Origin of the sequence: Immundisolibacter sp. (assembly GCF_050250495.1) — a bacterium.
Lineage (GTDB): Bacteria > Pseudomonadota > Gammaproteobacteria > Immundisolibacterales > Immundisolibacteraceae > Immundisolibacter.
The window spans coordinates 260190-286575 of sequence record NZ_JBFWOM010000002.1; the positions used below are offsets into that span (position 1 = coordinate 260190).

24 protein-coding genes are annotated in these 26386 nt (G+C 69.7%); 18 read left to right on the top strand and 6 right to left on the bottom strand.

Annotated elements, in window-relative coordinates:
* Positions 1-50: 50 nt before the first annotated feature.
* The 4 genes from crcB to AB7F93_RS03225 form a co-directional block, all read right to left on the bottom strand.
* Entirely contained in the window at positions 51-422 is a 372-nt protein-coding gene (gene crcB, locus AB7F93_RS03210) for a fluoride efflux transporter CrcB (RefSeq protein WP_428301442.1), read from the bottom strand.
* Positions 419-1738, bottom strand: coding sequence for a replication-associated recombination protein A (locus tag AB7F93_RS03215; RefSeq protein WP_428301443.1), 1320 nt, complete (start codon positions 1736-1738; stop codon positions 419-421). Before AB7F93_RS03215 ends, crcB begins: the two co-directional genes overlap by 4 nt.
* 164 nt (positions 1739-1902) lie before the next feature.
* On the bottom strand, positions 1903-2520 hold the full coding sequence (lolA, locus tag AB7F93_RS03220; RefSeq protein WP_428301444.1) for an outer membrane lipoprotein chaperone LolA: 618 nt from the start codon (positions 2518-2520) through the stop codon (positions 1903-1905).
* Positions 2521-2523: 3 nt separating this feature from the next.
* Positions 2524-4830 (bottom strand): DNA translocase FtsK, encoded by a 2307-nt coding sequence (locus AB7F93_RS03225; RefSeq protein WP_428301445.1) that lies wholly within the window; start codon positions 4828-4830, stop codon positions 2524-2526.
* 136 nt (positions 4831-4966) lie between these two features.
* On the opposite strand from AB7F93_RS03225, the gene trxB reads away from it, so the two are divergent.
* The 3 genes from trxB (at position 4967) to AB7F93_RS03240 (ending at position 6917) form a co-directional block, all read left to right on the top strand.
* The gene (gene trxB / locus AB7F93_RS03230; RefSeq protein ID WP_428301446.1) at positions 4967-5929 is read left to right on the top strand and encodes a thioredoxin-disulfide reductase; all 963 of its coding nucleotides are present in this window, start codon (positions 4967-4969) and stop codon (positions 5927-5929) included.
* Positions 5930-6185: 256 nt separating this feature from the next.
* Positions 6186-6512 (top strand): Smr/MutS family protein, encoded by a 327-nt coding sequence (locus AB7F93_RS03235; RefSeq protein ID WP_428301447.1) that lies wholly within the window; start codon positions 6186-6188, stop codon positions 6510-6512.
* Positions 6513-6530: 18 nt separating this feature from the next.
* The gene (locus tag AB7F93_RS03240; RefSeq protein ID WP_428301448.1) at positions 6531-6917 is read left to right on the top strand and encodes a PilZ domain-containing protein; all 387 of its coding nucleotides are present in this window, start codon (positions 6531-6533) and stop codon (positions 6915-6917) included.
* Between the two features lie 60 nt (positions 6918-6977).
* Here the strand turns inward: AB7F93_RS03240 and galE are convergent, their stop codons facing one another.
* Together galE and AB7F93_RS03250 are read right to left on the bottom strand one after the other, a co-directional pair.
* The gene (galE, locus tag AB7F93_RS03245; RefSeq protein WP_428301449.1) at positions 6978-7958 is read right to left on the bottom strand and encodes a UDP-glucose 4-epimerase GalE; all 981 of its coding nucleotides are present in this window, start codon (positions 7956-7958) and stop codon (positions 6978-6980) included.
* 55 nt (positions 7959-8013) lie between these two features.
* Positions 8014-8400, bottom strand: a complete 387-nt coding sequence (locus AB7F93_RS03250) for an HIRAN domain-containing protein (protein ID WP_428301450.1) — start codon at positions 8398-8400, stop codon at positions 8014-8016.
* Positions 8401-8659: 259 nt separating this feature from the next.
* Here AB7F93_RS03250 and AB7F93_RS03255 point away from each other — a divergent pair, with 259 nt between their 5' ends.
* The 15 genes from AB7F93_RS03255 to AB7F93_RS03325 all read left to right on the top strand — a co-directional run bounded on the left by AB7F93_RS03255 (position 8660) and on the right by AB7F93_RS03325 (position 26176).
* Positions 8660-9532: a DMT family transporter gene (locus AB7F93_RS03255; RefSeq protein WP_428301451.1), complete on the top strand. Its 873-nt coding sequence runs from the start codon at positions 8660-8662 to the stop codon at positions 9530-9532.
* Positions 9533-9870: 338 nt separating this feature from the next.
* Entirely contained in the window at positions 9871-11346 is a 1476-nt protein-coding gene (locus AB7F93_RS03260) for a circularly permuted type 2 ATP-grasp protein (RefSeq protein WP_428301452.1), read from the top strand.
* Positions 11346-12284, top strand: a complete 939-nt coding sequence (locus AB7F93_RS03265; RefSeq protein WP_428301453.1) for an alpha-E domain-containing protein — start codon at positions 11346-11348, stop codon at positions 12282-12284. The genes AB7F93_RS03260 and AB7F93_RS03265 overlap by 1 nt, the downstream gene beginning before the upstream one ends.
* 3 nt (positions 12285-12287) lie before the next feature.
* Entirely contained in the window at positions 12288-15635 is a 3348-nt protein-coding gene (locus AB7F93_RS03270; RefSeq protein WP_428301454.1) for a DUF2126 domain-containing protein, read from the top strand.
* Between the two features lie 17 nt (positions 15636-15652).
* Positions 15653-18145, top strand: coding sequence for a circularly permuted type 2 ATP-grasp protein (locus tag AB7F93_RS03275; RefSeq protein ID WP_428301455.1), 2493 nt, complete (start codon positions 15653-15655; stop codon positions 18143-18145).
* Positions 18142-19038: a transglutaminase family protein gene (locus AB7F93_RS03280; protein WP_428301456.1), complete on the top strand. Its 897-nt coding sequence runs from the start codon at positions 18142-18144 to the stop codon at positions 19036-19038. The genes AB7F93_RS03275 and AB7F93_RS03280 overlap by 4 nt, the downstream gene beginning before the upstream one ends.
* Positions 19038-19772: a HugZ family protein gene (locus AB7F93_RS03285; RefSeq protein ID WP_428301457.1), complete on the top strand. Its 735-nt coding sequence runs from the start codon at positions 19038-19040 to the stop codon at positions 19770-19772. The genes AB7F93_RS03280 and AB7F93_RS03285 overlap by 1 nt, the downstream gene beginning before the upstream one ends.
* 154 nt (positions 19773-19926) lie before the next feature.
* On the top strand, positions 19927-20730 hold the full coding sequence (locus AB7F93_RS03290; protein ID WP_428301458.1) for a fumarylacetoacetate hydrolase family protein: 804 nt from the start codon (positions 19927-19929) through the stop codon (positions 20728-20730).
* A 118-nt stretch (positions 20731-20848) separates the two neighbouring features.
* Entirely contained in the window at positions 20849-21466 is a 618-nt protein-coding gene (locus AB7F93_RS03295) for a TetR/AcrR family transcriptional regulator (RefSeq protein WP_428301459.1), read from the top strand.
* Between the two features lie 98 nt (positions 21467-21564).
* Complete coding sequence (locus AB7F93_RS03300; protein ID WP_428301460.1) at positions 21565-22188, top strand: glutathione S-transferase family protein; 624 nt, start codon at positions 21565-21567, stop codon at positions 22186-22188.
* A gap of 209 nt (positions 22189-22397) precedes the next feature.
* The gene (locus AB7F93_RS03305) at positions 22398-22718 is read left to right on the top strand and encodes a 2Fe-2S iron-sulfur cluster-binding protein (protein ID WP_428301461.1); all 321 of its coding nucleotides are present in this window, start codon (positions 22398-22400) and stop codon (positions 22716-22718) included.
* A 47-nt stretch (positions 22719-22765) separates the two neighbouring features.
* On the top strand, positions 22766-24028 hold the full coding sequence (locus AB7F93_RS03310) for a cytochrome P450 (protein WP_428301462.1): 1263 nt from the start codon (positions 22766-22768) through the stop codon (positions 24026-24028).
* A 62-nt stretch (positions 24029-24090) separates the two neighbouring features.
* Positions 24091-25347: a cytochrome P450 gene (locus tag AB7F93_RS03315; RefSeq protein WP_428301463.1), complete on the top strand. Its 1257-nt coding sequence runs from the start codon at positions 24091-24093 to the stop codon at positions 25345-25347.
* A 317-nt stretch (positions 25348-25664) separates the two neighbouring features.
* The gene (locus AB7F93_RS03320) at positions 25665-25844 is read left to right on the top strand and encodes a hypothetical protein (protein ID WP_428301464.1); all 180 of its coding nucleotides are present in this window, start codon (positions 25665-25667) and stop codon (positions 25842-25844) included.
* 20 nt (positions 25845-25864) lie between these two features.
* A complete protein-coding gene (locus AB7F93_RS03325) occupies positions 25865-26176 on the top strand; it encodes an RNA recognition motif domain-containing protein (RefSeq protein ID WP_428301465.1) in 312 nt (103 codons plus the stop codon).
* Positions 26177-26386 lie beyond the last annotated feature (210 nt).

Sequence of the window (26386 nt, forward strand, 5' to 3'; positions counted from 1 at the left end):
GCCTCGGAGACAAGTGACGCTTCTTACCAATGGCACGGCCCACCCAACCCTCATCCCGCCACGCGCGCACCAGCCCACACGGCGGCAAGACACAGCGCCACGTGCAGGCCGATGTTGAGTACGGCCGCGGCCGGGCGCTGCTGGGCCAGCACCAGCGTCTCGCCGGCAAAGGCGGAAAACGTGGTGAAGCCGCCGAGCACGCCCGCCATGAGCCCGGCCCGCCACGGCTCGCCAAGCCAGCCGCGCTGCACCAGCAGCGCGAGGGCCACGCCCATCAGGAACGAGCCCACCACGTTGACGGCAAGCGTGCCGTAGGGAAACGCCCGGCCGAGCCACGCCGCCATGCCGTTGACGGCGAGATACCGCGCCACCGAGCCAAGTGCCCCGCCGATGGCGACCGCCGCGAGCACCGCGCCATTCACTGCTCGCCGGCCTCGCGGTCGCGCGCGCGCAGCTCCGCCAGGTGCTCGGCAAGGCGTCGTTCCAGGCCGCGCCCGCTCGGCTGGTAGTAGCGCCGATCCGGCATGTCGTCCGGGAAGTAGCGCTCGCCTGCGGCGTAAGCACCCGCCTCGTCGTGCGCGTAGCGGTAGCCCTTGCCGTAGCCGAGTTGCTTCATGAGTTTGGTCGGCGCGTTTCGGATGTGCAGCGGCGGCGGCAGGGAGCCGAACCGGCGCGCGTCCGCCATCGCTTCTGCAAACGCGGTATAGACGGCGTTGCTCTTGGGCGCGCAGGCGAGATACGTCACGACCTCGGCGATGGCGAGTTCCCCCTCCGGCGAGCCGAGGCGCTCGTAGGTGTCGCAGGCGTCGAGCGCCAGCGTGAGCGCGCGCGGGTCGGCGAGGCCCACGTCCTCGCTGGCCATGCGCAGCACGCGCCGGGCGAGGTACAGCGGCTCGCAGCCGCCGTCCAGCATGCGCGCCAGCCAGTACAGCGCGGCGTCCGGTGCCGAGCCACGCACCGCCTTGTGCAGCGCCGAGATCTGGTCGTAGAACGCCTCGCCGCCCTTGTCGAAGCGCCGCCAGCTCTCGCCGGCGAGTTCCCTGAGCACCGCCTCGTCGATGACGCCGTCCGGCGCAATGTCGGCGGCCAGCTCCAGCAGGCCCAGCAGGCGGCGCGCGTCGCCGTCGGCCATGGCGGCGAGCGTGGTGCGCAGTTCCGGCGGGAAGCTGAGCTTGAGCGAGCCCAACCCCCGCTCGCTGTCGGTGAGCGCGCGCTCGATCAGGCCGAGCATGTCGGCCTCGGTGAGCGGGCGCAGCACGTACACCCGCGCGCGGGACAGCAGCGCGTTGTTGAGCTCGAACGACGGGTTCTCGGTGGTGGCGCCGATCAGCGTGACCGTGCCGTCCTCCACGTGCGGCAGCAGCGCGTCCTGCTGGGCGCGGTTCCAGCGGTGCACCTCGTCCACGAACAGGATCGCCCGCCGCCCGGCGGCGACGGCGTGGCGGGCGCGCTCGACCGCCTCGCGGATTTCCTTGATGCCGGCGAGCACCGCCGACAGGGTGATGAACTCGGCCCGCGTCTGCGCGGCCAGCACGCGCGCGAGCGTGGTCTTGCCGGTGCCGGGCGGGCCCCAGAAGATCATCGAGCGCGGCAGGTCGGCTTCTATCGCGACGCGCAGCGGCTTGCCGGGCGCGAGTAAATGCTGCTGGCCGAGCACCTCGTCCAGCGTGCGCGGGCGCAGGCGATCGGCGAGCGGCCGGCCGGCGGCGGGGGCGGAGTCGAACAGGTCGTCGGCCATGTGCGCGCCTGGCGAAGTGCCGATTAACTCGACGGCGCCCGTCCGGGGCAGGATGCCCCGGACTGAATCCAGGGCCTAGACCCTGGATTCAGGGAGCGCAGCGCGGGCCTGTACCGCGCGGCAGCGAGCTGAAAAATTCCATGAATGGAATCTTTCAGCATGTCCTATCGCCCGGACGCTTGCGGCAGGCCGCGGATCACGTCGATGCCGGCCGGCGGCGTGAAGTGAAAGCGCGCGGCCGGGATCGGGCCGTTGCGCTGGGTGTCCTCGAACTCGATGCGCGTGGTCTGGCCAAGGCCATCCGCCAGCTCCAGCGTGCGCACGCTGCCGTCGGCCAGTTGCAGGCGCACGTCGCCAAGGCCGCTGTCCTTGCGGCGTGGCGTCAGCGTGAGCCAGCCGTCCTTGCCAGTGCTCACGTCGAACAGCTCGCTCGGAAAACGCGCGCCCGACAGCAGCAGGCCCGGCGCGTCGGCGGTCTGCTCGTCGATCGGCCGCACGGTGGCCTGGTCGAGGTCGGGCTCGTACACCCACAGCTCGCGGCCGTCGGCGACGATGGTTTGTTCGTACGGCGTCTCGTAATCCCAGCGAAAGCGGCCCGGCCGCTCGATGGCGAACGTGCCGCGGCTTTCCTCGGTGACGGTGCCGCTCCCGTCGCGCACCGTCTGCGTGAAGCGCCCGGCGAGCGTGCGCGTGTCGGCATAGAAGCGTTCCAGCGCGTCCACGCCGGCCGCCGCGAGCGGGCCGGCCAGCAGCACGAGAACGAGGGCGATCAGCGCACGCATGACTCAGCCTCCGGGCGGGGCTTCGGCCAGCACCTCGCGCTGGCCGTTGGACCGCAGCGGCCCGACGATGCCGGCGCGCTCCATGTCCTCGACCAGGCGCGCGGCGCGGTTGTAGCCAATCCGCAAATGCCGCTGCACCGCCGACACTGACGCCCGGCGGCTGCTGGTGACCAGGAACACCGCCTTGTCGTACAGCTCGTCCGTGCCCTCGCCGGGCTCGCCGGTGGCGAACGGCGCGCCGCCGGCCTCGCCGCCGTCGTCGCCGAAGTCGCCGCGCAGGATCTCCTCGCGGTAGTCCGGCCGGCCGGTGGATTTCAGATGCGCCACCACGCGGTGGACTTCTTCATCCGACACGAAGGCGCCGTGCACGCGGGTCGGGATGGAGGTGCCGGGCGGCAGGTACAGCATGTCGCCGTGGCCGAGCAGGGCCTCGGCGCCCATCTGGTCGAGGATGGTGCGCGAGTCGATCTTGGACGACACCTGGAACGCGATGCGCGCCGGGATGTTGGCCTTGATAAGACCGGTGATCACGTCCACCGACGGCCGCTGCGTGGCGAGGATGAGGTGCACACCGGCGGCGCGCGCCTTCTGCGCCAGGCGCGCGATGAGCTGCTCCACCTTCTTGCCGACCACCATCATCATGTCGGCGAACTCGTCGACGATGACGACCAGGTACGGCAGCGGCTCGCAGTGGATGGGCTCGCCGTCCTCGGTGGCCGGCGTGATCGGGTCTGGAATCGGCGTGCCGGCGTCGGCCGCGTCGCGCACCTTGCGGTTGTAGCCGGCGATGTTGCGCACGCCCAGCGCCGCCATGCGCTTGTAGCGGCGCTCCATCTCGGCCACCGACCAGCGCAGCGCGTTGTGCGCGTCGTTCATGTCGGTCACGACCGGGCACAGCAGGTGCGGGATGCCCTCGTAGACCGACAGCTCCAGCATCTTGGGGTCGATCATGATCAGGCGCACGTCGTCCGGCGTCGCCTTGAACAGCAGGCTCAGCACCATGGCGTTGACCGCCACCGACTTGCCGGAGCCGGTGGTGCCGGACACCAGCAGGTGCGGCATCTTGGCCAGATCCGCCACCGTGGCGATGCCCTGGATATCCTTGCCGAGCGCCAGCGTGAGCGGCGAGCTGGAATCGTCGTAGGCGCGCGAGCGCAGCGTCTGCGCGAAGCGGATCAGCTCGCGCTGCTCGTTGGGAATCTCGATGCCGATGGTGGACTTGCCGGGGATGACCTCGACCACGCGCACGCTGATCACCGACAGCGAGCGGGCAAGATCCTTGGCGAGCCCCGTGACCTGACTCACCTTCACGCCGGCCGCCAGATCGAGCTCGAAGCGGGTTACCACGGGGCCCGGGTGCACCTCCACCACGCGCGCCTCGATGCCGAATTCTTCGAGCTTCAGTTCCAGCCGCCGGGAGAGCGCCTGCAGCGCCTCGGCCGACAGTCCCACCACCTTGGTCTCGCTGTCGTCCAGCAGACTCAGCGGCGGCAGCGTGGGGGCGATGTTCGGCGCCGGCTCAAACAGCTCCACCTGCCGCTCGGCCTCCACGCGGTCGACGATCTCGACCGGCCGCAGCACGGGCTCGATGCGCGGCGGCGGGCGCGCCGCGTCCTTCACGCGGTGGCGGTCGACCGACTCGCGCCGGTCCTCGCGCGCGCGCTTGCCGGCCACGGCGTCCGCATAGGTGCGAAGGCCCCGACCGGCCACTGCCACGCCGCCCACCACGGCCACGCCGAGCACTTCCGTGAGCTTCAGCCACGACACCCCGGTCACCCAGGTGATGCCGGACAGGCCGGCCGCGAGCAGGAACAGCGTGGCGCCGGCCGTGTTGAGGCTGCCGGCCGCCACCTTGCCGAGTTCAAGGCCAAGCCCACCGCCGGGGCCGTTGGGCAGCGCGCCGTGCGGCAAATAGATCTGCGCCAGCGCGGCGCCGCAGACCATGGCCAGCAGCAGGCCCAGCAGGCGGAACACCACGCCGCGGGCGCGAATCGGCACGCCCGCGTCACCGGCGCGGTGCACGCGCCAGGCGAACCACAGCAGCAGCAGCGGAATCAGCACCGCCGGGTAGCCGAAGAAGTAATACAGCAGGCCGGCCCAGTTGGCGCCGATGCGGCCGCCGGCGTTGTGGATGCGCGGCCCTTCGCCGCTGTGGCTCCAGCTCGGGTCGCGGGCGTCGAAGCTCAGCAGCGCCAGCAGCAAAAAGGCCGCGCTCGCCAGCAGCAGCAGCACCACCGTTTCGCGCAGACCGGCCGGCAGGCGCCAGCGCTTGGGTTCGGGCGGCAGTTGCTGACGACGGGCACGGGCCATGCGCGGACCAGGGGCAGAAGGGGGTGGCCTCGATTTTATCAGGCGGCCCGGCTTTGCCCGGGGCGGAACGGGCCGGTTTCGGGCGGGCGGCGCAGCGCGGGATAATCGCGCCCTCCCAACCTAGCCGAACGCCGACATGACCGACGCCGCCCCCCGCCACTGCCGTTTGCTGATCCTGGGCTCCGGTCCCGCCGGTTACACCGCCGCCGTGTACGCGGCCCGCGCCAACCTGAAGCCGGTGCTCATCACGGGCATCGCCCAGGGCGGTCAGCTGATGACGACCACCGACGTTGACAACTGGCCCGGGGATGATGCCGGCGTGCAGGGCCCGGAACTGATGGCGCGCATGCAGCGCCACGCCGAGCGCTTCGGCACCGAGATCGTGTTCGACCACATCGGTCGGGTGGAGCTTGGCCGGCGGCCGTTCGTGCTGCACGGCGACAGCGGCAGTTACACCTGCGATGCGCTGATCGTCGCCACCGGCGCGTCGGCGCGGTATCTGGGTCTGCCGTCCGAGGACGCCTTCAAGGGCCGCGGCGTGTCGGCTTGCGCCACCTGCGACGGGTTTTTCTACCGCGGGCAGGAGGTCGCCGTGATCGGCGGCGGCAACACGGCGGTGGAGGAAGCGCTTTACCTCACCAACATCGCGAGCAAGGTGACGCTGGTGCACCGCCGCGACCGCCTGCGCGCCGAGAAGATTCTCATCGACCGTCTGATGCAGCGCGCCGCCGAGGGCAAGGTGGAACTCGCCTGGAACCACACGCTGGACGAAGTGTTGGGCGACGACAGCGGCGTCACCGGCGTGCGGCTTGCCGCCACCGACGGCAGCGGCGCGCGGGATGTTGCCGTCAGCGGCGTGTTCATCGCCATCGGCCACAGCCCGAACACGGACATCTTTGCCGGCCAGCTCGAAATGCGCGGCGGGTATCTGACCGTGCGCGGCGGCAGCGACGGCAACGCCACCGCCACCAGCGTGCCCGGTGTGTTCGCCGCCGGCGACGTCGCGGACCACGTGTACCGGCAGGCCATCACGTCTGCTGGTTCTGGCTGCATGGCGGCGCTCGACGCCGAGCGTTACCTCGATGGGCTCGAAGCGTAGGCAGTCGTTGAAAAAGGGCGTCCCTGCCCTTTTTCAACTCGCCGCGGCGCCGCCCCAGGCTGCGCCGCCGGCAGACGACCCCGGCGCCGAGTTCCGCGCCGCCGTCGGGCCAGTGCAGCCGCTGCGGCCGACGCGCCAAACAGGCCAACCCCCGCGGCCATCTACCCCGCCTTCGCGCCGCCGCCCTGCCCCGCCGTCAGCACCAGCACCCACGCCCGCCGAACTGCCGCTGATCGACGCCCACGCGACGGTGCGCATGGCGCTGCCGGGCGTGCCGAACCGGTTGCTGCGCCGCCTTGATGGCGAGCGGTTCGAGCCCGAGGCCGAGCTCGACCTGCACGGCCTCACCGCCGCGCAGGCCGCGCCGGCCTTGCAACGCTTCATTGCCGACTGCCTCGCGGCCGGCTGCGAGCGCGTGCGCGTCATCCACGGCAAGGGCGGGCGCGCGGTGGGCGACCTGCCGGTGCTCAAGCCACTCGCGATCGCGTCGTTAAAGGGGCATCCCGCGGTGCTCGCGCTACGCAGCGCCGGCCCGCGTGACGGCGGCAGCGGCGCCCTGCGCGTGCTGCTGCGTCGTGCCTGACTTGCCGGAGTTCTCACCGTGCTGGAGTCCACCCACATGATCGAGCGTCGCCGCTACACCCGCATCAGCCTGCACGTGCACGCGGAGTTCGCGAGCCGGGGACGCAACTGGGCCTGTCAGGCGATTGATCTTTCTCTGGCAGGCGCTCTGGTGAGCCGTCCGCGTGGCTGGGAAGGCGAGATCGGCGAGCGCTGCACGCTGACGTTTCGCCTGGACGACGGCGACACCATTCAGATGGTGGGCATGCTGCGCCACCAGGATGCCCACGCGCTCGGCTGGCAGTGCACCGGCATCGACCTCGACAGCATGAGTGCACTGCGCCATCTGATAGAGGTGAACCTGGGCGAACCCGCCCTGCTGCGGCGCGAGCTCGAGCAGATGATGCGCGAGCACGAGGGCGGCTGAGGGGGCTGCCGCAACCGAACGCGCAGCCCACCACCAAACCAACCCCGCCGCAGGCTGGCCTCAACCAAGCCGCGGCAGCGTGCGCTCGAAGGCGAGCGCCGTGCGCACGATGAGGTCAAGATCGTCGTGCCGCGGCGCCCAGCCGAGCGCGGCGCGGATACGCGTGCTGTCCGCCACCAGCGCGGCCGGGTCACCGGCGCGGCGCGGCGCGTCCTGCACCGCCAGCGGACGGCCGAGTTCGCGCGCTACCGCCGCCAGCACCTCGCGCACGCTGTAACCGTGGCCGTAGCCGCAGTTCAGCGTCAGCGACGCGCCGCCCGACGCCAGATGCTCCAACGCCAGCACGTGCGCGCGGGCCAGATCCTCAATGTGAATGTAGTCGCGCACGCAGGTGCCGTCCGGCGTCGGGTAATCGGTGCCGAACACGTCGATGCGCTCCCGTTTGCCGCAGGCAAGCTCGCACGCCACCTTGATCAGGTGCGTCGCCGCCGGCGTGGCCTGTCCGAGACGCCCGCCCGGATCGGCGCCCGCCACGTTGAAGTAGCGCAGCGTCACGTGATCGAGCGCGCCGGTGGCGGCCAGATCCCGAATCATCCACTCGCTCATCAGCTTGGAGCTGCCGTAGGGGTTGATCGGCGCCTGCGGCGCGGTTTCCGCCACCGGGATGTGCTCCGGGTTCCCGTACACGGCGGCGGTGGACGAGAACACCAGCCGGCGCACGCCGTGGCGCGTGAGTGCCTGCAACAGCCCCAGCGTGTTGCGGGTGTTGTTGGCGTAGTACTTCAGCGGCTCGGCAACCGACTCCGGCACCACGATGTGGGCCGCGAAGTGCAGCACCGCCTCGAAACGCCCGGCTGCGAGGGTGGCATCAAGGCGCGCCGTGTCGGCGAGGTCCGCCTCGACCAGCGGCACGCCGAGCGTCGCCCAGCGAAAGCCCGTGGACAGGTTGTCGTAGACGGTCACGTCGTGGCCGGCTTCGACCAGTTGGCGGGTGACGTGGCTGCCGATGTAGCCGGCGCCTCCGGTGACAAGCAGACGCATGAATGCTCCTGAGCGGATTCAACGGCCGCCGATGATAGGTGCTCGGGGTCGTGCATCACGTGACAGGGTGTGTCCTTTGCAACAGTTGTACCCGCAGCAGCACACGCCCGCCCCGCTCCGCATCCGCTCCCAGCGCGGCGATGCTCGCCCGCAACGCGCGACCCTGGTCCAGCCAGCGGGCGATGGTGGCGTTATCGGTGCGCGGCAGGTAGCCGAGCTTCTCCTGCCGGTAGTAGACGGCTACCGCCTGCGGGTCGTGGTGGTTCCACGCTTCGCGGCGCAGGCGCAGTTCGAGACCGGGCTTCAGGAACGGCCAGATGGCCGCGGCGCGGTGGTGCCGTAAGCCGGCGAGCGGCAGTTCGAGCGGCGGCAAGGGCGGGGCGTTCGCCCGCCAGCGCGGCCAATGAGCGAGCCAGCGGGTGGGGTGCAGCGACAGGGCCATGACGGGTCTCCCGGGGTAACCAAACAGGGCGTGGCGCAGGATGCACGGCCACCGTCCTGAATCCTGAGACACTGCCGGGCACGGGCAATTTTTTTGTGCCGCCACCATTCGGCCCGGGGGCGGGCCTCCCACAGCCAGCGACCAACGTCCGCCGAAGGCTGTGGGAGCGGCGCCCCCGCCGCGAATCCGCCTGTCGATGAGCGGGGCGCACGCACAATCCGGCCCCACAACCGCGCCACAACCCACAGGAGCAAGCCGCGTGTCGCGTTCCGTCATCGCCCGTCACCCGCACCTGTCGCTCGCCGCGCTGATCCTGATCTGGGGCGTCGGCTACCCGATCCAGAAGGTCGGCCTCGCCTATTGCCCACCACTGCTGTTCGCCGGGCTGCGGGCCGTCGGGGGCGGGCTGCTGCTGGCGCTGGTGGCGGCGCGGCGCGGCGAGCAGCCAGATGTAGCCGGCACCTGGCCGGCGCTGCTGGTAAGTGCCCTGTTCAACGTGCTGCTGTTCTTCGCGCTCTCGACGCTGTCGGTGCAGTTCCTGCCGGCGGGCATCGCGTCGGTGGTGCTGTACCTGCAGCCGATCTTCATCGCCGGGCTCGCCCACCTGTGGCTCGGCGAGCGGCTCACGCGCACCAAGTTGGCCGGCCTGTTGCTGGGCTTCGGCGGCGTCGCGGCCATCATGGTGCACGGCGTGGACGGGGTGCTGTCGCCGGCCGGGCTCGCTTACGGCGCGGGTGCCGCGGCGGCGTGGGCGGTCGGCACGGTGGCTTTCAAGCGCGCGGCGCCGGGGTCGATCCTGTGGTTCATCGCGCTGCCGTTTCTGTTCGGCGGCGTGTGCATCCTGCTGGGCGGCGCGGCGCTCGGCGAGCGCTGGTCCGAGATTGCCTGGACGCCGACCTTCATGCTGGTGCTGGCGTACGGCGCGGCGGTGGGGCTGTCGCTGTCCTGGACGCTGTGGCTGGCGCTGGTGGCGGCCGGCGAGGCCTCGCGCATGGCCGGCAACACCTTTCTGGTGCCGCTGGTGTCGGTGGCCGCGGGCACGCTGTTTCTGGGCGAGCCGCTCACCGCCATGCTGGCCGCGGGCGGCGCGGCGGTGATCGGCGGGGTGTATCTGGTGAACCGGGGGCGATAGGGACGCGTGGACTTGCCCCCTGTCTCGCAAGCTGCCGGACCCTCTCCCCTGCCCCTCTCCCGCTTGCGGGAGAGGGGATCGGAGTGGGGCGAAGCGCGATTCTTCCCCTCTCCCGCGTGCGGGAGAGGGTGGCCGCGAGGCCGGGAGAGGGAGCGCCGGTGCCGCTCCCACAGGGGTGCGATCCCCGCGACCCGATCGCCCGTGGCACGATGCGTGCGTCGCCAACCGGTGTCCAGACAAGCACCGGAGCATCCGACATGGCCAATGCAGCGCCGGTTTTTCGCAGGTCCGGGCGCCCGGCGGCGCCCCAGAACGTCACCCCGATCGGACGTCATCAGATGCGCATCGACTGGAACCAGTACGACCCCGGCAGCCACTTCGACGAGTTGATCGCCGCCGCCGGCCAGCCGCGCGCGGCGGCGCGGGGCCTCACGCAGTACCTGCGGGCGCTGTCGGACAGCGATCTGGCCGCGCGCAAGGCGGCCGCGGAGCTCGCCATCGTCGAGATGGGCATCACCTTCACGGTCTACTCGGAAGGCCAGAACATCGACCGCGCCTGGCCGTTCGACATCATCCCGCGCGTGATTCCGGCCGCGGAGTGGGCGCGCATCGAGCGCGGCCTCGCGCAGCGCCTGACGGCGCTCAACCACTTCATCGACGACATCTACGGCGACCAGAAGATCATCAAGAACAAGGTCTTCCCGGCTGACGTGCTAGCCAAGTCCGCCAACTTCCGCCCGCAGTGCGTCGGCGTGCGCCCGGCCTACGGCGTGTGGGCGCACATCTGCGGCAGTGATCTGGTGCGCGACGCCGACGGCACCGTGTACGTGCTGGAGGACAACCTGCGCGTGCCGTCCGGCGTGTCGTACATGCTGGAGAACCGCGTGGTGATGAAGCGCGTGTTCCCGGAGCTGTTCGAGAACCAGGCCATCGCGCCGGTGGACGCCTACCCGACGCAGTTGTTCGACACGCTTGCGGCGATTTCGCCGCGGCCGCTCGACTACCCGCAGGTGGCGGTGCTGACGCCGGGCATCTACAACTCGGCGTATTTCGAGCACGCGTTTCTGGCCCAGCGCATGGGCGCCGAGCTGGTGGAGGGCGGCGATCTTGTGGTCGGCGACGACGACTGCGTGTACATGCGCACCATCGAGGGCCTGTCGCGGGTGGACGTGATCTACCGCCGCGTGGACGACCTGTTCCTGGACCCGGAGGTGTTCCGCGCCGACTCGCAGCTCGGCGTGCCGGGCCTGATGCGCGCCTGGACGCGCGGCAAGGTGGCACTCGCCAACGCGCCCGGCGCCGGCGTGGCGGACGACAAGGTGGTGTACGCCTACGTGCCGGACATGATCCGCTACTACTTAGCCGAGGACCCGATCATCCCGAACGTGCCGACGTATCTGTGCCACGAGCCAAAGTCGCTGGAGTACGTGCTGGCGCACCTGGACGAACTGGTGGTGAAGCCGGCCAACGAATCCGGCGGATATGGTCTGCTGATCGGTCCGCAGGCGAGCCGCAAGGAGCGCGCGGAGTTCGCGGCGCGCCTGAAGGCCGACCCGCGCAACTACATCGCCCAGCCGACGCTGGATCTTTCGACCGTGCCGACGCTGTGCGACGGCAGCCTCGAACCGCGCCACGTGGACCTGCGCCCGTTCATCCTGCAGGCGGACAAGACGCACGTGACGGCCGGCGGCCTCACGCGCGTAGCGCTGCGCCGTGGCTCGCTGGTGGTGAACTCATCCCAGGGCGGCGGCAGCAAGGACACGTGGATTGTGGATGGCATCGTGGACGGCGATGCCGCCGGCAGGGACGCCTGATGCTGTCCCGCGTCGCCGAGCGCGTGTACTGGACCGCGCGTTATCTCGAACGGGCGGAGAACACCGCGCGTCTGGTCGGCGTGTACGCCAACCTGCTGCTCGACCTGCCGCGGGGCCACACCGTCGGCTGGCACACGCTGATCGGCATTACCGGCAGCGAGGAGGCGTTCGCGGCCAGCTACGCGCAGGCCGACGAGCGCAGCGTGGTGCGCTTTCTGCTCACCGACACCGCCAATCCATCGTCGGTGCTGGCGGCACTCGCCGGCGCGCGCGAGAACGTGCGCACCACGCGCGATCTGTTCCCGTCCGAGGCCTGGGAGGCGGTGAACGAGCTGCACATCTATGCCCGCGAGCACGCCACCGGCGGCGTGAACCGCAGTCAGCGGCACGACTACCTGACGCAGGTCACGGTCGGCTGCCAGCGCCTGTCGGGCCTGTTCGCCGGCACCATGAGCCACGACGCGGCCTACGACTTCGTGCGCCTGGGGCGGAACCTTGAGCGCGCCGACATGACCACGCGCATCCTCGACGTCGGTGTCGCCACCTTGCAGGAGCACGACGGCAGCAGCAGCGCGCTGCTGTCCACGCTGTGGATCAACGTGCTGCGGTCGCTGTCGGCGTATCAGATGTACCGCCGCCACGTGCGGGCGGCGGTGAACGGGCTCGACGTGGCGACCTTCCTGCTGCGCGATGCGCAGTTCCCGCGCGCGGTGCGCTACTGCGTGGACGAGCTCGCCGCCGCGCTCGGCCGTCTGCCGCGCGCCGAGGCGGCGCTCACGGCCGTGGCGCGCATCAGCCGCATGCTGACCGAGACCGATCCCAAGGCCATCGACCGGGCCGAGCTGCACGGCTTCCTCGACGACCTGCAGCTCGAACTCGGCCACCTGCACGGCGCCATCGCCAGCACCTGGTTCCCGGCGCCGGCCGAGGCGGCGTAAGGCATGGCCATCCGCGTCGCCCTCGAGCACCACACCGAGTACGCCTTCGACCGGCCGGTCACCCTCCATCCGCACGTGCTGCGCCTGCGCCCGGCGCCGCACAGCCGCACGCCCATCAGCGCTTACAGCCTGCGGGTGGAGCCGGCCGACCACTTCATCAACTGGCAGCAGGATGCGTTCGGAAACTACCTGGCGCGCCTGGTGTTCCCGAAGCCCGCGCGGCGGCTTGCCATCACGGTGGAGGTGATCGCCGAGCTCGCCACCATCAACCCGTTCGACTTCTTCGTCGAGGAGTACGCCGAGAGGTACCCGTTCGCCTACCCGCCCGCGCTGGCGGCGGAGCTGGCGCCGTATCGGGTCGCCACCGAACGCAGCCCGCTGCTCGATGCCTGGCTCGCGGCGGTCGATCGCCGCCCGCAGGCGATTGTCGATTTTCTGGTGGATCTGAACCAGCGCCTGCAGCGCGACATCGCCTACAGCGTGCGCATGGAGCCCGGCGTGCAGACCTGCGAGCAGACGCTCGCCCGGCGCATCGGCTCGTGCCGCGACAGCGGCTGGCTGCTGGTGCAGATCCTGCGTCGCCTGGGTCTCGCGGCGCGTTTCGTGTCGGGGTATCTCGTGCAGCTCGCGCCGGACCAGAAGTCGCTGGACGGCCCATCGGGTCCGGAGCAGGACTTCACGGACCTGCACGCCTGGGCCGAGGTGTACGTGCCGGGCGCCGGCTGGTTGGGGCTCGATCCGACCTCCGGCCTGTTCGCCGGCGAGGGCCACATCCCGCTCGCCTGCACGGCGGAGCCGGGGAGCGCGGCGCCGGTGGAAGGCGCGACCGACGAGTGCGAGGTGGAATTCGACTTCCACAACACGGTGACGCGTATCCACGAGGACCCGCGCGTCACCAAGCCGTACAGCGAGCACCAGTGGGCGACCATGCTGGCGCTCGGCCGGCAGGTGGACAGCGATCTGGTCGCCCACGACGTGCGCCTGACGCAGGGCGGCGAGCCGACCTTCGTGTCCGTGGACGACATGGACGGCGCCGAGTGGACGGTGGCCGCCGACGGCCCCCACAAGCGCGAGCGCTCGCGCGACCTGATGCGCCGCCTGTGGCAACGCTACGCGCCGGGTGGCGTGCTGCACTTCGGTCAGGGCAAGTGGTACCCGGGCGAGCCGCTGCCGCGCTGGGCGCTTGGCTGCTTCTGGCGCAAGGACGGCGCGCCGCTGTGGCGCGAGCCCGCGCTGCTGGCGGACTTTGACCGCGACTACGGGCACGACCTGCCGGCCGCCCAGCGCCTTGCCGACGCGCTTGCCGGGCATCTTGGCGTGCCGGCGCGGCACTGGATCGCCGCCTACGAGGACACGTTTCACTACCTGTGGCAGGAAGGCCAGCTTCCGGCCGACGTCGATCCGCTTAAGGCTGATCTGAAGTCCTCACCCGAGCGCCGCCGCCTCGCGCAACTGCTCGAGCGCGGCCTCGGCACGCCGTCCGGGCTGGTGCTGCCGCTGCATTGGGACTGGTCGCGCGGCGGCTGGCGCTCGGGCCCGTGGCCGCTGCGGCGGGATCATTTGTATCTGCTGCCGGGCGACTCGCCGCTCGGCTTTCGCCTGCCGCTCGACAGCCTGCCGGAGCAGGCGCAGCGCGAACTGCCGCAGCCGCCGCAACTGTTCGAGCCGCGCCCGCCGCTCGGCGATCCCTACGGCGAGGTGGCACGCCGCTACAGCGCGTTTGCGCCGCAGCCGGCGGAGCCGACGTATCTCGGCGACGACCACGGCGACGCGGCGGTCATCCACACCGCGCTGTGCATCGAGCCGCGCGAGGGGCGGCTGCACCTGTTCCTGCCGCCGCTGGGGGAGCTCGAACACTACGCCGAGCTGCTGGCGGTCATCGAGGCGAGCGCCGCGGCCTGTGGCCTGCCCGTCGTGCTGGAAGGCTACGAGCCGCCGCGGGATCTGCGCCTCGAACGGCTGCTGGTGACGCCGGACCCGGGCGTGATCGAGGTCAACATCCACCCGCAGGGCAGTTGGGACGAGCTGGTCGAGACCACCACCACGCTGTACGAACTCGCCCGGCAGGCGCGGCTTGGCACCGAAAAATTCATGCTGGATGGTCGCCACACCGGCACCGGCGGCGGCAACCACATCACACTCGGTGGACCCACGCCGGCCGACAGCCCGCTGCTGCGCCGGCCGGACCTGCTGCGCAGCCTGCTCACCTACTGGCAGCACCATCCGGGTCTGTCGTTCCTGTTCTCGGGCCTGTTCATCGGCCCGACCAGCCAGGCGCCGCGCGTGGATGAAGCGCGTCACGAGAGCCTGTACGAGCTCGACATCGCGTTCCAGCAGATGCCACAGGGCGAGGTGCCGGCGCCGTGGCTGGTGGACCGCCTGCTGCGCAACCTGCTGGTCGACATCACCGGCAACACGCACCGGGCCGAGTTCTGCATCGACAAGCTGTACGCGCCCGGCAGCGCCAGCGGGCGGCTGGGGCTGCTCGAACTGCGCGCCTTCGAGATGCCGCCGCATGCGCAGATGTCGCTGTTCCAGTCGCTGCTGCTGCGCGCGCTCGTGGCGCGTTTCTGGAAGACGCCCTACCGCCAGCCGCTGACGCGCTGGGGCAGCAGCCTGCACGACCGCTTCATGCTGCCGCACTACGTGGCGGCCGATCTGCGTGAGGTGCTGGCGCAGCTGCGCGAGGCGGGCTACGCGTTCCAGGACGACTGGCTGGCGCCGTTCGTCGAGTTTCGCTTCCCGCATCTGGGCAGCGTGCAGGTGGACGATCTCACGCTCGACCTGCGCACGGCGCTCGAACCCTGGCACGTGATGGGCGAGGAGACCACGTCCGGCGGCACCGCGCGCTTCGTCGACTCGTCGGTCGAGCGCCTGCAGGTGCGCCTCACGGGTGCTGCCGACGGGCGCTACGTGGTCGCCTGCAACGGCCGTCAGGTTCCGCTCACCGCCACCGGCACGCGCGGCGAGTTCGTGGCCGGCGTGCGCTACCGGGCCTGGAACCCGCCGTCGGCGCTCCACCCGACCATCGCGCCGCACTCGCCGCTGGTGTTCGACCTCATCGACACCTGGAACGGTCGGGCCATTGGCGGCTGCACGTACCACGTGGCGCACCCCGGCGGGCGCAACTACGCGACGTTCCCGGTCAACGCCTACGAGGCGGAGGGCCGGCGCATCATGCGGTTCTGGAACTACGGCCACACGCCGGGCGTGATCACGCCGCCGCCGCCGGTGTCCGCGCTCGGCCGCTTCCTGCCGCAGGGCAGCGTGCCGCCGCCGCTCGCTCCGCCCGCCGAGGCGGTAAACGCCGACTACCCGCACACGCTCGACTTGCGCTGGCGACCGGCCTGACGGCGACAATTCGTGTCATGCACCAACCCGACCCGATGGCGCCGGACGATCGCCCGCCGTCCGTGTCCGACAGCGCCGACGCACAGCCGCACTGGCAGCGGCTGACCGCGGCGCTGCGGGCGCTCGGCCCGGCCGCGCTCGCCGGCCGCGCCGGCGAGGCACGCCGCCTGCTCCACGAATCCGGCGCCAGCTACAACGTGTACCGCGCCGATGGCGAGCGCCAGCCGTGGCCGCTCGACGTCGCTCCGCTGTTGCTCGCAAGCGACGAGTGGGCGGCCATCGAGGCCGGGCTTGCGCAGCGCGCCGAGCTGCTGAACCTGCTGCTGAGCGATCTGTACGGCCCGCGCGAGGTGCTGCGTCGCGGCCTGCTGCCGCCGGCACTCGTGTTCGGGCACGGTGGTTTCCTGCGCGCCTGCCAGGACATCCGCCTGCCATTCGCGCACCAGTTGCCGCTGTACGCGGCCGATCTGGTCCGCGACCGCGACGGGCGCACGTGGGTGCTGGCGGACCGCACGCAGGCGCCGTCGGGTCTCGGCTACGCGCTCGAAAACCGCCGCGTCACTGCCCGCGTGCTGCCGAGTCTTTATCGTGAAGCGCAGGCGCACCGTCACGAACCCTTCCTGCGCGCGCTGCGGGCGAATCTCGCTGCCGCCGCGCCGGCCGCGGCGCGGCGCGATCCGGCGCTCGCGCTGCTGACGCCCGGCACGCGCAACGAGACCTACTACGAGCAGGCGCTGCTGGCGGAGACGCTCGGCCTGCAACTGGTCGAGGGAGCGGACCTGGTGATGCGCGGCGGGCGTTTGCAGCGGCGCGCGCTCGACGGCCTGCGGCCGGTGGACGTGCTGTGGCGGCGCGTCGATGACGCCTGGTGCGACCCGCTGGAACTGCGCCCGGATTCGGTACTCGGCGTACCGGGCCTGCTGGAGGCCGCGCGCCGCCGGCAGGTGAGCGTGATCAACCCGATCGGCAGCGGCGTACTGGAAAACCCGGCGCTCGGCGCGTACCTGCCGGCGCTGGCGCGGCATTTTCTTGGCGAGGATCTTCGCCTGCCGAGCGTGGAAAGCTTCTGGTGCGGTGATCCGCAGCATCTCGATCGGGTGCTTGATGACCTGCCGCGGCTGGTCATCAAGCGCCTGCAACGGCGCGTCGGCGAGCGCTCGGTGTTCGGCGCTGACCTCGACCGGGCGCAGATTGACACCTGGCGTGACCGCATTCGCGAGCGACCGCTGGAATTCGTGGCGCAGGCGGTCATCCCGCCCCAGCCAGCACCGTCCTTCACCGGCCGCGCGCTCGCCATGCGCCCGGTGCTGCTGCGCGCGTTCCTGACCGCCGGCAACGACGGCTACCGCGTGCTGCCGGGCGGCTTTGCGCGCGTGGCGCCGCGCGCCGACACGCGCTTCATCAGCAACCAGGCCGGCGCCATGGGCAAGGACGTGTGGGTGCTGGCGAGCGAGCCCGAGGCGGAAGTCGCCTATGTGGCGCCGATCGCGGCAGTGGCGAACGTCGGCGGACTGTCGCGGCGCGCGGCGGAGAATCTGTACTGGCTCGGCCGGTACCTGGAGCGGGCGCAGGCCAGCCTGCGCCTGCTGCGCAGCGTGTTCGACGCGCTCGGTGATACGGCCGACACCGTGGGTCAGCCGGATGCCAGCGAAACGCCGCTGCACGCCCTCGCTGACCTGACCGACAGCCACCTGCGCGCGGTGGCGTCGGCCCCGCCGCTGGCCGAGCAGCTGTCCTCGCTGCTCCTTGACGCGAACCGTCCCGGCAGCGTGGCCTTCGACCTGCACGCGTTGACGCGCGCCGCCGAGGCGGTACGCGAGCACCTGACCGACGACGCGCTGCACGTGCTGGTGGACCTGACGGTGCCGCTGGGCACGCTCGCGCCGGGCGCCGCGCCCGAGCAGTCGAGCGCCTGTGCGCGCACGCTGCTGACGCGTCTGCTGGCGCTGTCGGGCGCGTTCGGCACCGACATGGAACAGGACGACGGCTGGCGCTTCCTGGAACTTGGCCGCTGCATCGAGCGTGGGCAGAACCTCACCTGTGTGCTGCGCGGTCTGCTGGCCGACGTGACCGACGCGGATGACCTGCTGCGCCTTCGCGAGACGCTGTTCGCCTTTGTCGGCGGAGCGCAGGCGCACGGGCAGCAGGCACCGGCACGCGAGTCGGCGCGTGAGCTGATCGAGCGCCTGTTGCTCGACCGCCGCGCGCCGCGTGGCTTGGCGATGCAGCTGGACGACATCGAGCGCCACCTGGCGGCGCTGCCCAGGGCGGGCACAGGCCCGCGGCTCGACGCCGCGGCGCGCCTTGCGCTCGACGCCAGCACGCGCCTTCGCCTGCTCGACATCGATCGCCTGACGGCGGACGGGCAACTCGACCGCGCGGCGCTCGATCAGTTTCTGGCGCGCGGCGACCATCTGCTGCGGGCGCTGTCGGACAGCCTGAGCACCGACTACTTCCAGCCGCCGGTGGCCCCGCACGCGCTGCTGACGCTGCCGGTCGACCCGCCATGAACTACCGCATCGTCCACACCACGCGCTACCGCTACGCGCAGTCCGTGGCCGCGAGTTACAACGAGGCGCATTTGTTGCCGCGCAGCTTCACCGGCCAGACCGTGCGCGGGGCAAGCCTCGCCATCGACCCGCCGTGTCAGGACTACCGCGACCGGCAGGATTTTTTCGGCAATACCGCCAGCTACTTCTCGATCGCCGACCCGCACCACGTGGTCACCATCACCGCGGTGAGCGAGGTGCAGCTGCTGCCGACGCGCCGCCCGCTGAGCTTCGGTGACGGCCTCGACTGGCAGACGGCGGCCGACTGGTTCGCGGCGCCGATCGATCCTGACGTGCTCGACGCGGCGCAGTTCTGCCTCGACTCGCCGCTGGTGCGCGCCGCCGACGCGCTGCGCGACTACGCGGCGCCGAGCTTCACCCCCGGTCGGCCGCTCGCCGACGCCGCGGCGGAGCTGATGGCACGCATCCACGGCGAGTTCGTCTACGACCCGGCCGCCACCGACATCGCAACGCCGCTCGGCGAGGTGCTGCAAAACCGCCGCGGCGTGTGTCAGGACTTCGCGCATCTGGCGATCGGCTGCCTGCGCAGCCACGGCCTCGCGGCGCGTTACGTGAGCGGCTACCTCGAAACCCTCCCGCCGCCGGGTCAGGCCAAGTTGCAGGGCGCCGATGCCTCGCATGCCTGGCTGCAGGTGTACCTGCCGGGCGCCGGCTGGCAGGATTGGGATCCCACCAACAACCTGCAGCCGGCCGACCGGCACGTGATCACCGCCTGGGGCCGCGACTACAGCGACGTCGCGCCGCTGAAGGGCGTGATCTACGGCGGCGGCGAGACGCATAGCGTCGAGGTTGAAGTCGACGTGACCGCGCTGCCGGAAATCCTGGAAGCCTGATGTCCGAGAAACGCACCGCAAGTGAGTTCCTGCGCGCCCACCGCTACGGCGTGCTGGCCACCCAGTCGCAAAGCCTGCCGGGTTACCCGTTCGGCTCGATCACGCCCTACGTGCTCAGCGCCGCAGGCGAGCCCGTGATCTACATCAGCACGCTCGCCGAGCACACCAAGAACATTGCCGCCGACCCGCGCGTGTCGCTGACCGTGTTCGACCCGGCCGACGCCGACGACCCGCAGGCCGGCCCGCGGCTGACCTTCCTCGCCGAGGCCCGCGCGCTGACGCAGGATGCCGCCGCCGCGGCCGGCGAGCGCTACTACCGCTACTTTCCGGCCGCGCGCGCCTACGCCGGCACGCACGATTTCGGCTTCTATGCGCTGCGGGCGGTGCGCCTGCGGTTCATCGGCGGCTTCGGCAAGATCGGCTGGATCGAGCCGGCCGATGTCGATCTCGCCAACCCGCTGGCGCCGGTCGAAGCCGGCATCGCGGAGCACATGAACCGCGACCACGCCGATGCCGTGCGCGCGTATTGCCGATATTTCTTCAACCGCGACGCGCACGAGGCGGTGCTGGTCGGTGCGGATCCCGAGGGCGTCGATCTGCTCGCCGACGGCGCGCCGCTGCGCCTGCCGTTCGAAGCCCGCGCCGACACGGCCGACGCCGTCCGTCAGCGTCTGATCGCATTGCTGAGTGTCGCCCGCCGCCAGAACGAGGCGACCCACGGCGAGATGACCTAGGCGCGCCGCGTCGCCGCGCCCGAGCAGCAACCGTTTGCGCACCGTCTTGTGCAGCAGATCCGGGGGGCAACGGCTTACCCGGAGGGTCGGCCTCGCCGACAGCAATCCCATTACACTCCCGTCACAAAGCCGGCCCGAGGAGAGGAAACAGCGCATGGCCCGCATTGCCCGCATCGAAACCGCCGCCGGACCTCGCCACGCACTGGAACAGCCGGATGGCACGCTGCGGCTGATCGAAGGCGACCTGTTCGGCACCTGGCGCGCCACGGACACGCTGGCGCCGGCCGGCGCGAAGCGCCTCGCGCCGATCGCGCCGCCGACGATCTACTGCATCGGCCTCAACTACCGCAAGCATGCCGAGGAAACCGGCGCCGCAATTCCGCAGTACCCGGTGTTGTTCATCAAGGCGCAGGCGGCGCTGCACCACCCCGACCAGCCCATCCTCATCCCGACCCACGCGCCAAGCCACAAGGTGGATTACGAGTGCGAGCTCGCGGTGGTGATCGGCCGGCGCGCCAAAAACGTGCGCGCGGCCGACGCGCTCGATTACGTGCTCGGCTACACCTGCGCCAACGACGTGTCGGCGCGTGACTGGCAGATGGAGTGGGGCGGCGGGCAGTTCTGCCGCGGCAAGTCGTTCGATACCTTCTGCCCGCTGGGGCCGGTGCTGGTCACCGCCGACGAGATTCCGAACCCGAACGCGCTCGACATCCGTACCGTGCTGAACGGCCGGACCGTGCAGTCGGCCAATACCAGCGACATGATTTTCGACGTGCCGACGCTGATCGAGTTCCTGTCCGCCGACTGCACGCTCGAACCCGGCTGCGTGATCCTGACCGGCACGCCGAGCGGCGTCGGCGCCGCGCGCAAGCCGCCGCTGTGGATGCAGCCCGGCGACGAGGTGCGGGTTGAAATAGACGGCATCGGCGTGCTGCGAAATCCACTCGCGGCATCCTGATCATTCCATGCGGATTTGTGCACGCTGTGTCTTGCGGCGGTCATCGAGCGCGGTTAAGATGGCGCCGACTGACCGATCGGTCCACCCCTGACCCCGGGCAGTTACGTTGATAACGACAATGACCCCCCCTCCCAAACCTTGCGCCGCCGCCGCCCACCGAGTCCTCCGGGCGGCGGCGGAAGTCTTTTCGAGCCTGGGTTACGACGCGGCCTCCATCAGCGCCATTGCCGAGCGGGCTGGCGTGAGCAAGGCCAACATCTTTCACCACTTCAAGAGCAAGGCGGCGCTGTACCAGCAGGTACTGCGCGATGCCTGCCAATCCTTCAGCGACGCCATCGACTCGGCCGCGCGACGCGAGGACGATGCCGTCGGTCGGTTGACCGCCTACGCCAGGCAACGGCTGTGCGATTACATCGAGGATCCGATGTCGAGCCGGCTGGTTCTGCGGGCGCTGACCAGCGATGGTGCCGACGCCGACATCCAGCCGGTGCGCGACGACTTTGCGGCCAGTTTTCACCGGCTGGTGGAACTGATCCATGCCGGCCAGACCGCCGGGCAACTGCGGGCGGACCTGAGCCCAGCCCTGGTGGCGGTGCTGATCAACGCCGGCAATGTGTTTTATGCGCAGACCCGGCCGTTGCTGGGCTATTTCAAGGACATCGATTTCGCGCACGACCCTAACCGCTACAGCGCGCAGATGATGGACATCCTGCTGCGCGGTATCGCGGCACGCTGACCGCCCGTCGCGGCCGACACCGATTTGAGCCCGTCCAGGGCCTATGATTCGAGCGCCGGCCGCGGCCGGTACCCGCTCACCACCCGAGGAGAAACGCCATGAAACTCTACGGAGCCGCTTACAGCCGCGCCGGTCGCTGCATCTGGATGCTGGAAGAAATCGGCCAGCCTTACGACCACGTCGGCACGAGCCCGCGCGGAGAAAGCCGCACGCCGGAAATGCTCAAGCTGAACCCGAACGGCCACGTGCCGGTGCTGGACGACAACGGCTACATCATCTGGGAGTCGCTGGCCATCAACCAGTACCTCGCCGAGAAGACCGGCACCCTGTGGCCGGCCGGCGTGCAGGCGCACGGCCAGGTGGCGCAGTGGAGCCTGTGGGCCATGACCGAGGTGGAACCGCACCTGGTCACCATGCTGATGCACATGCTGTTCCTGCCGGAGGCCCAGCGCAGCGCGGCCGCCATCGAGCAGGCGAAGACCGCGCTCGGCGCGCCAATGAACGTTCTGAATGACCACCTCGCCGGCCGCGCCTGCCTGCTCGGCGGCGACTTCAACGTGGCCGATCTGAACGTGTGCTCGGTGCTCGGGCTGGCGGCGCTGCTCAAGTACGACCTCTCGCCCTACGGCAACATCGGCGCCTGGGTGGGCCGCTGCATGAGCCGCCCGGCGGCGCAGCGCTATCAGCAGAAAGCCCAGGAAGCGATGGCCAAGATGGGCTAGGGCTGCGCGTCCGCGCCGGGGCGATCCTGCCCCGGCGCCGGCTGCGGCTGGCTGGCAACGCCGGCGCGGCGCCGCCAGCAAAGTCCCGACCGGTTGGCACGTTCACATGTGGGCGTAGGCGCAGCACAAACCCAAACGAACGGTTACTTAAATAGCGATTCGTACCTATAATCGGCCCGAGCCGTTCCCACAGCGCAAGGAGGCGCACGATGACCACCATCACCTTTATCGAAGCCGACGGCACCCGCCACGAGGTGCAGGCCCGCAACGACCGCTCGCTGATGCAGGCAGCGGTGCAGAACGCGGTGCCGGGGATCGACGCCGACTGCGGCGGCAAGTGCCTGTGCGCCACCTGCCACGTGATTCTGAGCCCCGACTGGTACGCCCGCCTTGGCGGTCCGGGTCCGGAAGAGGCCGAGATGCTGAATCCGACCCCAGAGCGCACGCCGACGTCCCGCCTGTCCTGCCAGATCACGGTCGGCGACGCGCTCGAAGGCCTGGTCGTGCAGCTACCCGCGTTCCAGATGTAGGCCGGTCAAGCCCCTGGTTTCGATCTCACTCACGGAGGAGGAGAGTCATGTTGGATTCCGTCAAGCGTTTGCGGATGCTCGATGTCGATCCGCACACCGTTCCGCTCGACAAGATCGACGTGAGCCAGGCGGAGCTGTACGAGCACGATGCGCAGTGGGGCTTTTTCGAGCGCCTGCGCCGGGAGGACCCGGTGCATTACTGCGCCGACAGCGAGTACGGCCCGTACTGGTCGGTCACCCGGTTCAACGACATCATGCACGTGGAGAAGAACCACCAGATCTTCTCCTCCGAACCCACCGTCACCATCAGCGAGCCGCAGGAAGAACTGCCCTTCCAGAGCTTCATCCAGCGCGATCCGCCCGTGCACGACGAGCAGCGCGCCGCGGTGCAGCCGGTGGTGGCGCCGATGAATCTTGCCAAGCTCGAACCGATCATCCGCGAGCGCGCCGGCCGGATTCTGGACGAGCTGCCGGTCGGCGAGACCTTCGACCTTGTGGACCGCCTGTCGATCGAGCTGACGGCGCAGATGCTGGCCACGCTGTTCGACTTTCCGTTCGAGCAGCGCCGCAAGCTGACCTGGTGGTCGGATATTGCAGCCGGCGCCCCGCAGCTGGCCGGCGGGGATTTCGTCTCCGAGGAAGTGCGCGCCGCAGGGCTCCAGGAGTGCCTGCAAACCTTCACCGCGCTGTGGCACGAGCGCGCCAGCGGGCCGCCCGGAAACGACCTGATCTCCATGCTGGCGCACGCGGAAAAGACGCGCGACATGGTGTCCTCGCCGGTCGACTACCTCGGCAACCTGATCCTGTTGATCATCGGCGGCAACGACACCACGCGTAACTCCATCACCGGCGGCGTGCTGGCGCTGAATGAAAACCCCGCCGAGTACGACAAGCTGCGCAGCAATCCGGCGCTGATCCCGAACATGGTGTCCGAGATCATCCGCTGGCAGACGCCGGTGTCGAGCATGAGCCGCCGCGTGCGGGAGGACACCGAGCTCAGCGGCAAGCGCATCCGCAAGGGCGACAAGGTCGTCATGTGGTACCTGTCCGGCAACCGCGACGAGGCGGTCATCGACGACGCGATGCGCTTCAAGATCGACCGCGAGAACGCGCGCCATCACCTGTCGTTCGGCTTCGGCATCCACCGCTGCATGGGCAATCGCCTGGCCGAGATGCAGCTGCGCGTGGTGTGGGAAGAAATCCTGAAGCGCTTCCATACGCTGGAAGTCGTCGGCCCGGCGGTTCGCAACCGCTCGAACATGATCCGCGGGTACCGCTCGTTGCCGGTGCGGGCACACCCCGCGCACTGAAGTTTGGAGCCCGCCCCGGTTTCGCGGCGGGCATCGACAACCACCACTGATGAGGGACCATCATGCTGGACACCGTCAAGACCTTGCGCATGATCGAGCAGGATCCGTCGCGGATTCCGCTCGACCAGATCGACGTCAGCCAGGGCGAACTCTACGAGCACGACGCGCAGTGGGGCTTCTTCGAACGCCTGCGGCGTGACGACCCGATCCACTACTGTGCCGACAGCGAGTACGGCCCGTTCTGGTCGGTGACCAAGTTCAACGACATCGCGCACGTGGAGAAGAACCACCAGCTGTTCTCCTCCGAACCCACCATCACCATCGCCGACCTGCCGGAAGAAATTCCGTTCCAGAGCTTCATCCAGATGGACCCGCCCAAGCACGACGTGCAGCGGGCGGCGGTGCAGCCGGTGGTGGCGCCGATGAATCTTGCCAAGCTCGAATCGGTGATCCGCGAGCGCGCGGGGCGGATCCTGGACGACCTGCCGGTCGGCGAGACCTTCGACTGGGTCGAGCACGTGTCGATCAACCTGACCACGCAGATGCTGGCCACGCTGTTCGACTTCCCGTTCGAGGAACGGCGCAAGCTCACCTACTGGTCGGACGCCGCGACCGCGTCCGACCTCACCGGCGACGACCGGTTCACGCCTGAGGAACGCAACCGGGCGCTTGCCGAGTGCGGCGAGTACTTCGTGCGGCTGTGGCACGAGCGCGTCAACGGCACGCCGGGCAACGACCTGATCTCCATGCTGGCGCACTCCGAGCGCACCCGGAACATCATCGACTCGCCGATGGAGTACCTCGGCAACATCATCCTGCTGATCATCGGCGGCAACGACACCACGCGTAACTCGATCACCGGCGGCGTGCTGGCACTGAACCAGAATCCGGCCGAGTACGACAAGCTGCGGCGCGACACCAGCCTCATTCCGAACATGGTGTCCGAGATCATCCGCTGGCAGACGCCGATTCTCAGCATGCGCCGGCGCGCCAAGGAAGACACCGACCTGCTCGGCAAGCACGTCCGCAAGGGCGACAAGGTGGTGATGTGGTACGTATCCGGCAACCGGGATGACGAGGTCATCGACGACCCGATGAGCTTCAAGATCGACCGCGAGAACGCCCGCCATCACCTGTCGTTCGGCTTTGGCATTCACCGCTGCATGGGCAATCGCCTGGCCGAGATGCAACTGCGCGTGTCGTGGGAAGAAATCATGAAACGCTTTCGCATGGTGGAGGTCGTCGGCGAGGCGGTGCGCGCCAAATCCAACATCATCCGTGGCTACCGCAGCATGCCGGTTCAAGTGCACCCCTGGTGAGGTCGATAACGGCCGCGTCGTCCGCCGGTCGGCGTGGCCGTACACATACGCAAAAAACGCGGTATGCTGCCGCCCGTAGTGCTTGCTGGTCCTGGTCACAGAGTGTGCGTTTGTTGCTTGATTGCCCCCGGTCTGCGTGCCCCGTGGCCGCCCATCCGCTGAGCGAACCCGCCGTGGTTCCGCGCCCCAACGCGCCGTCGGTGCGTTCACCCGAATCATTTTCTGCTGCATTCGTCCGGCGCCGTGCGCGTTGCCGGTCGGTGGGCTGACGTGCATCTGGCTGAACGCTGACTGCCCGCCAATCAGGCTCCTCTTCCGTGACCCTGCCCTTGAATCCGTTTTACGAACGTCAGCACTCGCTGACGATCCTGGTCGAACAACAACAAAAGAACCTGCGCAAACTCGCTTCGAGGTTCGCGCAAGGGGATGTGTCGGCGCTGTCGCCGTCTGCTGAATCGGCATCCGCCGACCCCGTCCTTCGGGCCGGGAATCCTTAGAAACCCTGGAGTGTTTGTGTATGGCTCAAAACAAACTGTACGTTGGTAACTTCCCCTACTCGTGCACCGAAGATCAGCTTCGTGCGATGTTCTCCGAGTACGGGCAGATCACCGATCTGGCCCTGATCATGGACCGTGAGACGGGTCGCCCGAAGGGCTTCGCGTTCATCACCTTCGCCACCCAACAATCGGCCGAGAAGGCGCTGGAGCTGAACGGTCGTGACGTTGGCGGGCGCCCGCTGAAGGTCAACGTGGCCCTGGAGCGTGACAGCTCGCGCGGCCCGCGTCCGGGTGGCGGTGGCGGCGGTTACAACCGCGGCCCGCGTTACTAAGACGCCGCTTCGATTCAAAAGCCCGGCTCGTCCGGGCTTTTTTTTGTCTTTCGAGTGCTCTAGACGGCCGTCCACCCCGGCCTCGACGTTACCCCTTCGTGAGTAGCGGTCCGGTTCAGAGCCCTTGGGTGGATGGTATCGCTCTGGCCGCCAGCTGCCGGGCATACGCGGTGGGCGTCAGCCCGCCGAGTGCTTTCTTCGGTCGTTCCT

Bases quoted from the DNA above. Each gene is read 5' to 3' on its own strand.
- AB7F93_RS03215 (WP_428301443.1), bottom strand. From the start codon at position 1,738: ATGGCCGACGACCTGTTCGACTCCGCCCCCGCCGCCGGCCGGCCGCTC.
- lolA (WP_428301444.1), bottom strand. From the start codon at position 2,520: ATGCGTGCGCTGATCGCCCTCGTTCTCGTGCTGCTGGCCGGCCCGCTC.
- AB7F93_RS03225 (WP_428301445.1), bottom strand. From the start codon at position 4,830: ATGGCCCGTGCCCGTCGTCAGCAACTGCCGCCCGAACCCAAGCGCTGG.
- trxB (WP_428301446.1), top strand. From the start codon at position 4,967: ATGACCGACGCCGCCCCCCGCCACTGCCGTTTGCTGATCCTGGGCTCC.
- AB7F93_RS03235 (WP_428301447.1), top strand. From the start codon at position 6,186: ATGGCGCTGCCGGGCGTGCCGAACCGGTTGCTGCGCCGCCTTGATGGC.
- galE (WP_428301449.1), bottom strand. From the start codon at position 7,958: ATGCGTCTGCTTGTCACCGGAGGCGCCGGCTACATCGGCAGCCACGTC.
- AB7F93_RS03250 (WP_428301450.1), bottom strand. From the start codon at position 8,400: ATGGCCCTGTCGCTGCACCCCACCCGCTGGCTCGCTCATTGGCCGCGC.
- AB7F93_RS03260 (WP_428301452.1), top strand. From the start codon at position 9,871: ATGCGCATCGACTGGAACCAGTACGACCCCGGCAGCCACTTCGACGAG.
- AB7F93_RS03265 (WP_428301453.1), top strand. From the start codon at position 11,346: ATGCTGTCCCGCGTCGCCGAGCGCGTGTACTGGACCGCGCGTTATCTC.
- AB7F93_RS03270 (WP_428301454.1), top strand. From the start codon at position 12,288: ATGGCCATCCGCGTCGCCCTCGAGCACCACACCGAGTACGCCTTCGAC.
- AB7F93_RS03275 (WP_428301455.1), top strand. From the start codon at position 15,653: ATGCACCAACCCGACCCGATGGCGCCGGACGATCGCCCGCCGTCCGTG.
- AB7F93_RS03280 (WP_428301456.1), top strand. From the start codon at position 18,142: ATGAACTACCGCATCGTCCACACCACGCGCTACCGCTACGCGCAGTCC.
- AB7F93_RS03285 (WP_428301457.1), top strand. From the start codon at position 19,038: ATGTCCGAGAAACGCACCGCAAGTGAGTTCCTGCGCGCCCACCGCTAC.
- AB7F93_RS03290 (WP_428301458.1), top strand. From the start codon at position 19,927: ATGGCCCGCATTGCCCGCATCGAAACCGCCGCCGGACCTCGCCACGCA.
- AB7F93_RS03295 (WP_428301459.1), top strand. From the start codon at position 20,849: ATGACCCCCCCTCCCAAACCTTGCGCCGCCGCCGCCCACCGAGTCCTC.
- AB7F93_RS03300 (WP_428301460.1), top strand. From the start codon at position 21,565: ATGAAACTCTACGGAGCCGCTTACAGCCGCGCCGGTCGCTGCATCTGG.
- AB7F93_RS03305 (WP_428301461.1), top strand. From the start codon at position 22,398: ATGACCACCATCACCTTTATCGAAGCCGACGGCACCCGCCACGAGGTG.
- AB7F93_RS03310 (WP_428301462.1), top strand. From the start codon at position 22,766: ATGTTGGATTCCGTCAAGCGTTTGCGGATGCTCGATGTCGATCCGCAC.
- AB7F93_RS03315 (WP_428301463.1), top strand. From the start codon at position 24,091: ATGCTGGACACCGTCAAGACCTTGCGCATGATCGAGCAGGATCCGTCG.
- AB7F93_RS03325 (WP_428301465.1), top strand. From the start codon at position 25,865: ATGGCTCAAAACAAACTGTACGTTGGTAACTTCCCCTACTCGTGCACC.